Source organism: Bacillus sp. CGMCC 1.16607 (assembly GCF_042683745.1).
In the GTDB taxonomy this organism is placed as follows: Bacteria; Bacillota; Bacilli; order Bacillales; family Cytobacillaceae; genus Pseudoneobacillus.
This window is the reverse complement of sequence record NZ_JBHUJX010000008.1, coordinates 81987-95241: the sequence shown is the minus strand read 5'-3', so window position 1 is coordinate 95241 and position 13255 is coordinate 81987. Positions and strand designations below refer to the sequence as shown.

Here is a 13255-nt window from a genome sequence, read left to right as displayed (position 1 = left end):
TTTATGTATTGGAGGATATATGATGGAAATGGATCCAGATGAACTGTTCTCAAAGTTTTATGAGAACGCTTCTACAAGGAAAAAGAAAACATTAGAACTCATAAATAACGCCTGTAAAAAACAGTCCGAGTCTGACGTAAAAGATTTTTCTATTGGCACTATAGCCAGACTGATAGCAGATGATGGCGGTCCAAGTGAACAGGCACTTAGAAACAAAAATGCCGAGGATTACAGAGTTTTGATAAGCCAGTGGGCTGAATACTATAAAACTACCACTAAAAAGCCTAAAAAAGAAAAGAGAACAACCGTAAACGATGATATCTTAGCAAGTATCTCCGAACCAACAACAAAGGCACTGGTTGGTATGCTTATGTCAGAGAATAAAAAGCTCAAAAGAGAAAACTCTCTGCTTAAAGAACAAACAACCTTTACTATTGATATGCGTCCTATAAACGATCTAAGCAAAAAGAAGGATGTCGTTTTAGTCGAGCCTTCTTATAATCTGACAGATACCGAAATAGATGCACTGAGAAAGGCCATATCAAACGAATTTATGAACCATCAGGGATGGACTACCGATAATTATGGCAGAGTAAAAGAAAATGGCATTCAGATATATAAGGCAGGATATGTAACTGCCATACAAAAAATTCTTAATGAAATATAAATGTAGCTTTAAAATAAAGTTTGAACAAAAACACCTCGTAAATCCTTACACTAAGTTAATAAGAAGCATCCATTTTGAAAAAAGATTAATCAAAATGGATGCTTCTTTAGCATTTTTTAGTTTGCTTATTATAAAAAAAGTTTGATCATTTTATACAGCGTTACTTCATAAACGCGCCTGATTGCGGAAGATCATTTCAAGGCTTTATTAAAATAAATCCTCCGTGCGCTTAAGTACATTTCTTCACAATATTATCGTAGTAGGTTATTCCACTGAATAAATTTGTTTCTCAGATTAACAATAACCTTAGTGTTATTATTTAACACAAACTTCGATGTGGGGGTATATACTTTGAATATTCTTTTTAGCTTATTCTCAACCTTAATTATAATGGGTATTAAAACTGCTTTCTTAATAAGTAATTTAACTTCCAGATTAACATCTTTGTTAAGAATGCCTTCTTTAGCTTAAGCATTGAGTATTCCACAAGTATAATCTATTTCACATTGTTGTAGAAAAAGGTGAGCATAGAAACTTGCTTGCCTTTTTTAATGAATTCGTCTTTCTAATAAGCTGTAATCCCCTATACAATGTTCTACTAAGTGTAATTCATATCATTGGAAAAATTGGTGAATAATATCCAAGAGGTGATTATATGGATAACAATAAATTAAAACTCACATCTTCCGAGATAGGTACACTATGGGGAGAGTATGTAAATGGAACAGCCGTTGATATTGTAAATAGATATATGGTCTCTATTATTGAGGATGAGCAAATTAAAGCTATTTTTGAGGATGCTATCAAGACATTCGAAAAGCAAAAACAACAAATCGTTACTTTTATAAAAAATGAGGGGTTTCCAGTTCCAATTGGATTTACTGAATCTGACCTCTTTAAAGGTAAACAGAGGTTGTTCACAGATATATTTTGCCTAAATTATTTACATATCATGACATTACACGGTTTACTAGGACACTCAACTTCATTGGGTGTTTCTGTAAGAGAGGACTTACGGTATTTTTACGACTCCTGTGATAATGATGGGAAAAGGATGTATCATCAAACAATTGATCTATTGCTTGCGAAAGGAAGTTTTCAGAGAGACCCTTTATTTTATCCGGCTAAAAACCCTGAATATGTTTCTAGCCAAGATTTCACAGATGGAATTTTCGGAAAGGGTAGGATGTTAGCAGCGACAGAAATCATAAGCATTTCTTTCAACCTTAAAAAAAGTATTATGGCAAAAACTCTTTCAATCGCATTCAGCCAAGTCGCACAAACAAAAGAAGTAAGAAAGTTTTTAATGGACTCCGAGAAAACGGCTGATGGACAAATAAAATCATTTACAAAAATAATGCAAACCGATAATTTACCAGCTCCGAAATCTTGGGAAACAGAAGTGACAACTTCAACGGACTCTCCTTTTTCAGATAAGTTAATGTTGTATCATACTGGTTTCTTGTTTCAAGCTGCACAAGCGTATCACGGGGCAGGGTTAGCATCGGCTATGCGAACAGACCTCGTAGCCACTTACGAAAGCACCATTCTACAAAATCTTATGCTTACTAAAAAGTGGTTTAATCTTATGGTACAAAATAAATGGTTAGAACAGCCACCACTAGCTCCTAATAGAAAAGAAATTGCAAAAAAAGTGTAATTATTATTAGGGCATGTATAAGTGAATAAGAATGCATTTGAAAAACTAATGTGGAGCATTGCACTTCCTGGGTTTGGGCAGTATTTAAACGGAAAGTATTTTAAAGGCACAGTTTTATTGATACTTGAATTTCTGATTAATGTACAAGCCAATTTTAATCAGGTCATACTTCTAAGTTTTCATTGGAAAATTGTTGACGCCATAAATAATACAGATTATCGGTGGTTGATGTTCTATCCTTGTTTGTACTTTTTTCTATATGGGACTCAGTGAAGGATGCAGGTGAAGGAAAAGACTCCCATTCTTTTCTACCTTATGTGTTCCCAGCGTTTTTTGTAACAGTTGGATTAATCTTTTCTTCAAACTTAACGATATTTGGAATATTATTTGGTCCTGTTTGACTCCCCATGCTATTTGTTTTTCCTGGAATAATAATTGGGTTGATCATTAGCAAAATCATAAATAACACTTCTTAAAAAACCATCCTCTATCTACTTTTAAAGAGGATGGTTTTTATGTGAATAAGCAAGAAGTATTTCATTAAATGGCCCGATTGTGGAATAAGAAAACTGCATTTCATACAGGTTTTTTATCAAACTTTATTATAAATGATCGAACTTAATTATAAATTATCAATCTTTATTAAAAGACCACAATAAAAAATACATCCATTATCTCAATAAAGTTTTAATGGATGTATTTTTATATACAAATAAAAGTTTGATTATAAAGTTTGATTATATATAATCAAACTTAAATCCTCTAAATATAAAGTCGGGTTTTATTTTATTATACTATTTACCCTATATTAAAATTAAAGAGGATGGTTTTTATGTGAATAAGCAAGAAGTATTTCATTAAATGGCCCGATTGTGGAATAAGAAAACTGCATTTCATACAGGTTTTTTATCAAACTTTATTATAAATGATCGAACTTAATTATAAATTATCAATCTTTATTAAAAGACCACAATAAAAAATACATCCATTATCTCAATAAAGTTTTAATGGATGTATTTTTATATACAAATAAAAGTTTGATTATAAAGTTTGATTATATATAATCAAACTTAAATCCTCTAAATATAAAGTCGGGTTTTATTTTATTATACTATTTACCCTATATTACAGCGATATGGGCTGGCTTTCTCTTTATATTTCTGCTTCAATTTTATTATCTAAATTTTGATATACCTCTCCATCAATTTCCCCAGTAATTCGGCTAGTTAATATCCCTGAAGTCATCGCCCCACTAACATTTACAGCGGTCCTCCCCATATCGATAAGAGGTTCAATAGAAATCAACAAACCAGCTAAGGCTACTGGAAGATTTAACGCGGAAAGAACGAGAATTGCTGCAAAAGTTGCTCCACCACCTACTCCTGCCACACCAAGTGAACTAATCGCTACGATGGCAATCACGGATGCAATAAAGGATGGTGATAGAGGATCGATCCCAGCAGTTGGAGCAATCATAATGGCTAACATGGCAGGATAAATTCCTGCACAGCCATTTTGACCGATAGTTAATCCAAATGATCCTGCAAAATTGGCTGTTGCATCAGGAACTCCTAATGACTTTTGGGTTTTTATTGTGATTGGCAACGCTCCTGCACTTGTTCGAGAAGTAAAGGCAAATGTTAATACTGGAAAAGCTTTTTTTACATAGGTTACTGGATTTAGACCCGCAATCGTTAAAAGTAGTAAATGAATGGCAAACATAATTAGTAATGCGACATACGATGCAATGACGAATTTTCCAAGTTTTAATATTGAGTCTAAATCGCTTAAAGCAACAGCCTTTGTAATGATTGCCAACACCCCATATGGAGTTAATCTTAAAATAATTGTGACCACCCGCATGATCACCGAATAAAGAGCATCAACTAAATTTGCGAACACCTCCGCTTGTTCTGGTGACTTTCTTCTAACACCTAAAAAGGCTATCCCTATAAATGCAGCAAATATCACAACTGAAATGGTCGATGTTGCTCTCGCACCTGTAAAATCTAAAAATGGGTTGGCTGGCAGTAGATCAAGCATTTGTTGTGGAAAAGTTTTGTTTTCTATCTCAGTAAATCTTTGTTCTAACTGTACTCCTCGGGCTGCTTCTGCATCCCCTGATTGAATTTGAATTGCTTCTAAATCAAAGCCCACTGCTGTGGCGATTCCCACTGCAGCAGCTACTGCCGTAGTTCCGATCAGTAAGCCAAGGATCAGTGTACTGATTTTTCCAACATTACCTGCAAGTTTCATCCTTGTAAACGCTGCTAAAATAGAAATAAAGACTAGAGGTACAACAACCATTTGTAATAATTTTATATAACCATTTCCAACAAGATTGAACCAGTCAATTGATTCTCTAACTATTTCGGAAGTTGGGCCATAAATCCATTGAAGAGTAAATCCATAAATAATACCGATAGCTAATGATAAAAATACTCTCTTTGAAAAGGATACATGCTTTTTCTGAAGGAAGAAAAGACTGAAAATGAGTAAGAGCATGACAATGATGTTGATCCAAAACCCAATGGACATTATTCACTCCCCCTATATTATTAATCTTCCCAAGGCATGTAGACCTATATGCTAAGTCGGAATTAAAAGTGATAAGTTTTATGCCTTAATCAAATATATGTGTATACCTTTTTATTTATGTGATTTCAATTATTGGAATTTCTATATATTTAAGGATGCGTACAAAAGCACAAGCGCCTTGATCAGCCCCAATAAAGAAGACTGGTCGATTGGCGAGAGTAGCGAAGCCAGAGACCTAATCACACTTATGCAAACCGTTCTTTAGTTTGCCAAGCATATGCCGTCCCAAAGAGGAGGTTTGCTCTTTAACCTCATCTTCGGGGCGCCATTTGACCTCGAGGTCGACAAAAGCGCGACGTCCTGTCGCATTGTCGACACTAGTACTTCCTGTACGTCGGGGCTAGGCGCTGGAGCTGGACGTGGACTATACAAGTTAATAAGTTATCCACATCCGAGTATTTTATAGTTTAACAACAAAAAAAGCAGCTCACCATTTCGGAGAGCTGACTTCCACTTATTATTCTACTTCATCGTATATCTCCTCAGGGATATACACTTGACCCACTTTACCCATCTTCAATAACGTTTGCATAATCGCTTTTGATAATTGACTTGGCTTATATGGCTTAATCAAATAATCGGTCGCACCCAAGGAGTAGCCTTTTTCTTTTTCATCCAAGGCACTTGAAACGAAAATTGGAATACTTTTTAATATTTCCTCACGTTTCACCTTTTCCATGATTCCCCATCCATCAATTTCATTTTCCTCTAGGAGAATATCTAACACAATGGCATCAGGGATCTCGTATTTTAATGCAGTGAGGGCATCCATTCCATTTTTATAGTATGAAACCTGGAATCCACTTTCTTTCAGCTCTTGGCAGATCAATTGACCTAAACTATGATCATCTTCCACTATCATGACCTTATATCCAACAGCTAAGTCTTTCTGTTTCTCATTTGGAACGAGTTCCGATTGGACAAGAATTAGTGGGAAAGCACAGGTAAACGTACTCCCTTTCCCATACTCCGAATGGACGGTGACATTACCATCATGCGCCTTCATTATTTCTTGAACAATCGCCAGTCCTAACCCGGTTCCCCCAATCCTTCTGCGATCACTATTATCAATACGGTAAAATTTGGAGAAGAGTTTGTCTACATATTCATCTGGTATTCCAAGACCTTGGTCCTTAATATCCACAAAAAGTTTGTCCTCTTTTTCGTAAAGTTTAATTTCAATATCTCCACCATCTGGTGAATATTTAATAGCATTATTGATTAAATTCATAAATACTTGTTCTATTTTATAGCGATCACCTAAAATAAGATCGGACTTTCCCCTATTTACAAATTGAATATGATGTTGATTTGTACTAATTTGCTGATTTTCAACTACCTTTTCAATGATTGGGATGAGATTGATAAATTTCTTTTCATATGTTTGTTTTCCCGCTTCCATTCTTTGAACATCTAAGAAGTCATTGATTAAAGCCGTTAAACGTTTTGCTTCATTATAAATAGTTGTTAAGTACTTTTGCTTTCGCTCCACTTTCAATTCGCGATTGAGCATTAGTTCAGTGAAGCCAAGAATACTAGCTAATGGTGTTCTTAATTCATGACTGACCGTACTAACAAATTCTGATTTCATCTGGTCGACTTCAAATTCCTTTGTAATATTACGGTGTACAAGAACCGTACCAACTTTAAAATCCCCATGATACAAGTTCTCGTAATAAACCTTTATCACTTGGTTAAGATCTCCCATTTTATAAATAAATGTATTTTGGTCGATTTTCTCTTTCGTTTGAATAGCATTTTTTAAAAATTTCATTAATGCCTCTCGATCCTCGACTTCTTCAGTCATAATCGAAGTCCATTCTTCCCATTGTAACCCGACAATTTTCTTTGTTTGTTTTTCCCATTGGAACATGTCTTTTAATTGGTTATTGATTTGGAGAATCTCACCATGTACATTTATTAGTTGGATTCCCTCTTGGATCGTATTCAGTATATCTTGATTTAGCCTACGGTCTTCCTCTGATTTTTCATAAAGCTTTATTTTTTCTAAAGAAATCGCAATATTTCTTGTTAAGGCTTCATATTCATTCATTTGACTAGGTGGAAATGGTTCCCCATAGCGACTGAAAACTAAGATCGCGACTACCTCTTGATTAGCTGATAAAACCGGTAAGTATAGGTCATAGCTATACGTTACTAGGTGATGATAGCCTTTTTCTCTACTTTCAAGTTCACGTTTAATCATAAATGGCTTTTTTTCAATTAATAAACGTTCGCTTAAGCCGTTTAGGATATTCTCCTTAAATTGGTAGGCCATTTCAAAGGAAATTCCATAGGATGAATAGAACTCTTCATGCAACAACACCATCATGCCACAATCCGCTTCAATGATGGTACACATATTCATTACAATGCTATCGATGACCTCTTGTTTATTTAGGGAATTCGAAATTTTATTAATCAATTCGTTTCTCTTCTGAAGCTTCAACTCATTACTTTTTACTATTTCTAGTGTTTCCTCAATTTCTGATTGTTGTGCTTGCAACTCATCCTGTTGTGCTAATAATTCTTCATTTTGAGCCAGTAAGTCCTGTTCTTTTTCCTGAACCGTTTCCACCATCTTTTGAAATGCTAGCGAAAGTTTGCCAATTTCATCCTCTCTTCTTGTATCAAGGTTATCCATCGGCACCTCTTTGCCATTAGCCATTTCATTAGCAGCTATCACTAGCTGAGACAAAGGGTGACCAACTTTGCGAAACATCACTCTTGTAAAGATTAAAAGTGTTAACAGGATGATTAAGATATAGAGAACGAATCCAAGTTGGGCATAGGTTTGTAAACGAATTAATCGTTCAAAGCTTTGATCTAGTTTAATACCTACATCATGAAGATAGGTTTCTGTATCGGCTTGAAAGCTTTTAACCCTTGCTGTTACTTTTGTATTTGCTAAATTGGCTACTTCATCTGCATGCCCATTATCGTATTTGTTTAAGGAATCAGGCAAAATCCCTTCATAATAGTAAGTTGTAAATTCAGATACATTATTTAAATATCTTTCATCTTCGTCTGTATTGACGATTTCCTCGAATTTCTGTTCTAAACTGATTACCTTTTTCCCTTGGGCAATTGCATTTTCTTTAAGAAGAGGATTACCGTATGCAAAATAACCCCTTGCTTCCGAAAAAGCAATATTAAATGAATCATTTATTTCCTGTGCTAGCTTTTCCTTTTTATTCAATAAATCAATTTGCTCCGCGTAATTTTCTTTAAAAAAATGTAAAGATACCCAAAGAATCGCTGCTCCTATTAAAAATGATCCAATCGATATTGCCATAAAGGAGACAAATTGCCTTGCTAGACTTTTTTTAAAATATTGATTAATCCTCATGTAGCATTTCCTGAACCTTGTCTAAAAGTTGAAGGGGGCTAAAAGGCTTAGCCATAAAGTCGTTTGCCCCAATGGAAAGAATTTTCTCTTGTTCATATTGCTGACTTTTAGCAGAAAGCATGAGAATTTTCACCTTACTTGTTTCACGTACTTTTTCAATGACTTCCATACCAGTATAAACAGGCATCATATAATCTAATATTAATAGGTCATATTCATTTTGTTCTATTAAATGAAGTGCTTCCTCTCCGTCAGCCGCTTCATCCACTTCATATTCTTCATCTTCAAGTGTATCAACTATCAGCATTCTTAAAACATCTTCATCTTCAGCTAATAAGATTCTTTTCACTTCTCTTCCCCCTTAATGCCGACTGAATCATAAGTCTCTTTCATTATAAAATAAGACTTTTTTAATCGTTCTACAAATATAGGTTCTTCCCACTCTTTCCAATTAAAAGAAAAATAGCGTTCTTGCCATTTAGATTCACTTATTCTCCCATTATGAACTGGTATAACCATCAATTGGATCTCCTCAATCTTTTTTGATGATTCGAGTCCAGAAGTCCATAAATCACCTAAAGCTTCTTTTGTACTTGGATCTTTAACATTTAATAATTGCCAAGGAATTCTCAATTCTAAAACCTTTTTATCTTTATTGATACTAATATCGGTTAAAGAATTATAATCTTTATGATCGGGATTTCCATTACCAAATATTAATTTTCCGGTTTCATATGATTGAAATGGCAATGTTTCATTTGTCGAAGGAATTACGAGCTTTTTATTTAGAGCAAGACGAATCGGGTGGAAGACACCATTGTTTTTCTTATTTGCGTAAGGTTTGTTCTCAATCATTTTAAGTTGATCACCATACTGGTAATAATATGGGTCATAGTAACTATCTACAAGCATTCTCGAATTCTTTTCATCCAATAGATTAACGCGAAAATCAATCCCATTATGAGTGGAAATCCTTGTACCCTTATCCAATTGGATATTCGTTTGCCCTTGATTCGGAACCGTATCAACTAAAATGTAGAAATCGTCTTCCTTCCAATCAATAGCCTTTTGGAAGTTTAGCTTAATATAAACATTGCTTTGATCAGCATGCATATTCAGTTCCTGTAGAAACTCACTTTTATTTTCTGCAAAATAGATCGGTTCTTTCTGAATCTTTTTCCAATCCCCTTCTAATCCATCAACAAATACTTGCTGTTCTCTAGAGTCCGGGTCAAAACTGAGCAAACCAAAATGCTGCTCGTTTGTTTGTACGTTCGACCAGAAAGGTCTGCGGTTCGGATTGTCTAAATCCATCGTATTCCAAGTTCGTTTGAACCATTCATCTTGCCATGTGAATACTAATCCCCCAGCATATCCCTCATCCACAATGGATTGAAACAGTTTCTTATTAATATTCCCTTGTTCCTCTTCAGAATGAAAGCCTTGGTTCATCCCATAAGGATTAACATGAGTCATCCCCCTTGAACCTGGTACTCCATACTCCGCTACCACAACAGGCATTTCATGCACTTTTATTAACTCATTTAAATACCCGGCGTAATTATTTGGATGTCCTTCTTTATCAATATAATCTAAATATTTCTTTTCATAATTTAAAAAATCAGGGTAGTACGGGTAAATATGATACGATGCGAATAATCCAGCTTTAAACTCCCTCGTTTTCTGAATATGATTCGGATTCACCGTAACTAAATCCTCTTGCACTGAAGGCTCTGCAGGATGCTTTAATAAATCAGTTGTTACCCAATTAGTAAAGCTCATCGTATGCTGCCATTTATATGTGTCCGCTTCATAGTTAGCCGCATAATCCATCATTTGTGCTAGCCATACTTCAAAAGGACTTGCATTTTTCGTTTTGAAATATTCCCCATTCCAAACTGTTCTGTTTTTATTTTTTAAATTTGTTTGCTGGACCACGGTAGGATCCCACTCAATCCCTAAAACAAAGCCTAGAATATAAGGGGAGATATCAGCTTTATAATCCCCGAAGGCATGTCCAGGTCTTTTAGAAATCTTTGCATTACCATGAACGATATCAATCATATGGCGAATCTCTGTTTGAAAATCCTCTACTACCTTATCGGAAAAAGCATTCTGACTTTCTAACAAGCTTTCTTCAGATACCCAAGTACCATGAAATAAAAATAGCGGTTTTTTCGCCATTTGATTATATTCATATAAAGCTTCATAAAATCCTGGTGGGTGGAGGGTGTAAATGCGTATTGCATTCGCATTCATTTCTCCAATGGATTTAAACCATCTTAAATAATCATCTTTCGTAATCGCTGTTTCTCCTGGGAAATAACCTGGTTTTGCAATACCCATGTTTACACCTTTAATTAGAATATCTTCCCACTTGCCATTCTTCTTTACTTGAAGATAGTGATCTCCTGTTTGACTATTTACAGTAAAGTTATCTATATTAGTCAATTCCACTTCTATTTTATCGACATCATGATGCAACCCATTCTTAAATATGTATTTCATCATCGGTACATACGTTTTCCAATAAAAAGACTTTCGCTCACTGAAATACTTCTTCCATAAAGAGATTCCTCTTGTTTGGTAAATACTAGGAACCTCGGCTTCATCGGCAAAATCCCCGGAAAAATAATAGGAGGTATATTGAGTATTTTTATGATGAATAACTGCAGGGAATTTAGATGGAATCCCAAGCTCGTTTAAGCTTTGTTTCTTTTCTTTTGAAATGGGAAGGTCAAAGTTTGCAAGTACTTCTTCATCGTCTCTGGCATCAACAATATCAAACCAATAAGTATACTTGGAATTAAGATTTTTATTAAAAAAAGCTTCTCCCCTATTCGTAAAATGAATTGGGATTCCTTCACTTTTTACGTCCTTTTCTTCCACTACTTCAACATAATTATCCTTATTTACAAAAATGAGTCCAGGGCCAGTAAAGTTCCAATCCTTCGAATACTGATCCTTCACCCAAATCGGTACTTCAGAGCCGGATAAATCATGAAAATATCGACCAATCCAACCAGTCCACTCCACGTTCAAAAGATTAGACATTTTCACTTTTGCTGCTTCCTCTGTTGGACTCGCAAAAGTATTGAATTCAGCGATGAGAGTTTTTCCTTGATTATGCAAAAGTGTTTCTTCTATGTTCTCAACTTCTTCTATTTCCAATCCACCATAAAGTCGATTCGACCGTTTTTGGTTTTGCAGCAATAAATCTTGTTCATACACTCCGTATAGGTCAGTGAGATACAAAACATCATAGTTTGCCAACTGAGGTGGAAGCGGTTTTATCTCGAAGGGTTGACTTTTTTTAGGAATGAAACCGAAATAATCTTTTCGAAAGGAATAAGGCTTTGCATCTGACTTTACATATTTTTCATTATTTAATACCCAAACTAAGCCTTTATGTTCACGAAAACTTTCATCAGGTACCGTTTTATCAAGGATTAGTACATTTAGAAAGCTTTCCTTTTGCAAAATCCATAACCAAAAAGGGCTGGTAAAAACAAGAATCAGTAAAAAAATGTATGTTAAGACAATGGTTTTTTCTTTAGAAATTATCTTCATTGTGAAACACCTTTTCGTTTCATTTCTCCCCAAGCAGATTCCCGACGTATGATCTGCCAAATACCTTCACATCTCCAAATAACGGTTAAGGGACGATACCATAATGTTTCTGTTAAAGAATATAAAAAAAGCTTTATGATATCACTTATTTTAGGATATCTCCTCAAGCTCCATTCCTCCAATAAAACGGCAGCCATCGAAAAAAATGAACCATAAAAACAAGAAAGAAAAAAGATTAAGATAGCAAATTCAATATAGATCCCTCCAAAGAAAAGAGAGAAAAGAATAAATAAATAACCAAACAATTCGACGAGTGGACCAAAAAATTCAATAATCCAAAAGTAGGGCAATGAAATAAATCCGATTGCGCCGTATTTCGGGTTAAACGTCATTTTCCGATGAATCCATAAGCTTTCAAATAAACCACGATGCCAACGACTTCTTTGACGACGTAAATAAGTAAGACTTTCAGGAACCTCGGTCCAGCATACAGGATCTGGAACATAAACAATTTTTTTATGAATTTTCTCTTTTTTTAAGAGACGGTGGAGTCGGACAACAAGCTCCATATCCTCTCCAACTGTATCTGTTCGATAGCCTCCTGCTTTTAAAACCCAGTTCTTCGAAAAGACACCAAAAGCACCGGAGATAATAAGTAAAAGATTATGCTTACTTAATCCGACTCTTCCCATTAAAAAGGCTCGTAAGTATTCAATCACTTGCATAATGACTAAAGGATTGCTTGATAATCCGATTTTTAAAATATTCCCATTTTCTATTTGACACCCGTTTGCGATACGAATGCTCCCACCAGATGCTATGACTTGTTCATTTGAATCAATTATCGGTTTCATTACTTTTAAAAAAGCATCGCTTTCTAAAACCGAATCCCCATCTAGTGAACAGACATATGGAAAATGAGAAAAGTTTAAACCTACATTTAAAGCATCTGCTTTTCCACCATTATCTTTATCAATTAAATATAAATTAGGAAGCAATTTGGATTGATACATTTTTTTAATTGGCTTCGTTTTCACTTGAATTCTAACCGCTTTTTGCACTTCAATCATGTCATAGTGAGCGATCATTTTCTCAGATGTTTGATCGCCCGAACCATCATTAACGACAATCACTTCGTAATTTGGATAATTAATACTAAGTAAAGAACGGACACTTTGAATGATTCCTACTTCCTCATTATAGGCAGGTACAATAATAGAAATGGGCTTACTATAATAATCACTTAAATAGTCTTCATATGTTTTTTTCCGATCGAGTTGGTATTCTCTCCTTAACTGAAAGGATGATATGAGTAAGATTGACGAATAAAAAACAATAACAAAGATCATAAAAATAGCGATAAACCAGGCAAAAGCTGATATGACATCTATCCAGATACTACCTTGCATTA

7 protein-coding genes and 1 pseudogene are annotated in these 13255 nt (G+C 34.8%); 3 read left to right on the top strand and 5 right to left on the bottom strand.

Annotated features, from left to right (window positions below; all coding sequences use genetic code 11):
• The first annotated feature begins 22 nt into the window (after positions 1 to 22).
• From gmtX to ACFSO7_RS03245, 3 genes and pseudogenes are all read left to right on the top strand, one after another.
• A complete protein-coding gene (gene gmtX, locus ACFSO7_RS03255; protein ID WP_377875269.1) occupies positions 23 to 667 on the top strand; it encodes a gamma-mobile-trio protein GmtX in 645 nt (214 codons plus the stop codon).
• Between the two features lie 655 nt (positions 668 to 1322).
• Positions 1323 to 2327: a DUF3231 family protein gene (locus tag ACFSO7_RS03250; RefSeq protein WP_377875267.1), complete on the top strand. Its 1005-nt coding sequence runs from the start codon at positions 1323 to 1325 to the stop codon at positions 2325 to 2327.
• A 48-nt stretch (positions 2328 to 2375) separates the two neighbouring features.
• A pseudogene (locus ACFSO7_RS03245) lies at positions 2376 to 2803 on the top strand (hypothetical protein).
• 676 nt (positions 2804 to 3479) lie between these two features.
• Here the strand turns inward: ACFSO7_RS03245 and ACFSO7_RS03240 are convergent.
• The 5 genes from ACFSO7_RS03240 to ACFSO7_RS03220 all read right to left on the bottom strand — a co-directional run bounded on the left by ACFSO7_RS03240 (position 3480) and on the right by ACFSO7_RS03220 (position 13253).
• Positions 3480 to 4865: an L-cystine transporter gene (locus tag ACFSO7_RS03240; protein WP_377875265.1), complete on the bottom strand. Its 1386-nt coding sequence runs from the start codon at positions 4863 to 4865 to the stop codon at positions 3480 to 3482.
• 517 nt (positions 4866 to 5382) lie between these two features.
• Complete coding sequence (locus tag ACFSO7_RS03235) at positions 5383 to 8274, bottom strand: ATP-binding protein (protein ID WP_377875263.1); 2892 nt, start codon at positions 8272 to 8274, stop codon at positions 5383 to 5385.
• Positions 8264 to 8623 (bottom strand): response regulator transcription factor, encoded by a 360-nt coding sequence (locus tag ACFSO7_RS03230; RefSeq protein WP_377875261.1) that lies wholly within the window; start codon positions 8621 to 8623, stop codon positions 8264 to 8266. The genes ACFSO7_RS03235 and ACFSO7_RS03230 overlap by 11 nt, the downstream gene beginning before the upstream one ends.
• On the bottom strand, positions 8620 to 11844 hold the full coding sequence (locus ACFSO7_RS03225; protein WP_377875259.1) for a hypothetical protein: 3225 nt from the start codon (positions 11842 to 11844) through the stop codon (positions 8620 to 8622). The genes ACFSO7_RS03230 and ACFSO7_RS03225 overlap by 4 nt, the downstream gene beginning before the upstream one ends.
• Positions 11841 to 13253: a glycosyltransferase family 2 protein gene (locus ACFSO7_RS03220; RefSeq protein ID WP_377875257.1), complete on the bottom strand. Its 1413-nt coding sequence runs from the start codon at positions 13251 to 13253 to the stop codon at positions 11841 to 11843. The genes ACFSO7_RS03225 and ACFSO7_RS03220 overlap by 4 nt, the downstream gene beginning before the upstream one ends.
• Between the last annotated feature and the right edge of the window lie 2 nt (positions 13254 to 13255).

What these genes read in the sequence shown, in the direction of transcription:
- ACFSO7_RS03250 (WP_377875267.1), top strand. Translation starts at nt 1,323, where the DNA reads ATGGATAACAATAAATTAAAACTCACATCTTCCGAGATAGGTACACTA.
- ACFSO7_RS03220 (WP_377875257.1), bottom strand. Translation starts at nt 13,253, where the DNA reads ATGCAAGGTAGTATCTGGATAGATGTCATATCAGCTTTTGCCTGGTTT.
- ACFSO7_RS03235 (WP_377875263.1), bottom strand. Translation starts at nt 8,274, where the DNA reads ATGAGGATTAATCAATATTTTAAAAAAAGTCTAGCAAGGCAATTTGTC.
- ACFSO7_RS03225 (WP_377875259.1), bottom strand. Translation starts at nt 11,844, where the DNA reads ATGAAGATAATTTCTAAAGAAAAAACCATTGTCTTAACATACATTTTT.
- gmtX (WP_377875269.1), top strand. Translation starts at nt 23, where the DNA reads ATGGAAATGGATCCAGATGAACTGTTCTCAAAGTTTTATGAGAACGCT.
- ACFSO7_RS03240 (WP_377875265.1), bottom strand. Translation starts at nt 4,865, where the DNA reads ATGTCCATTGGGTTTTGGATCAACATCATTGTCATGCTCTTACTCATT.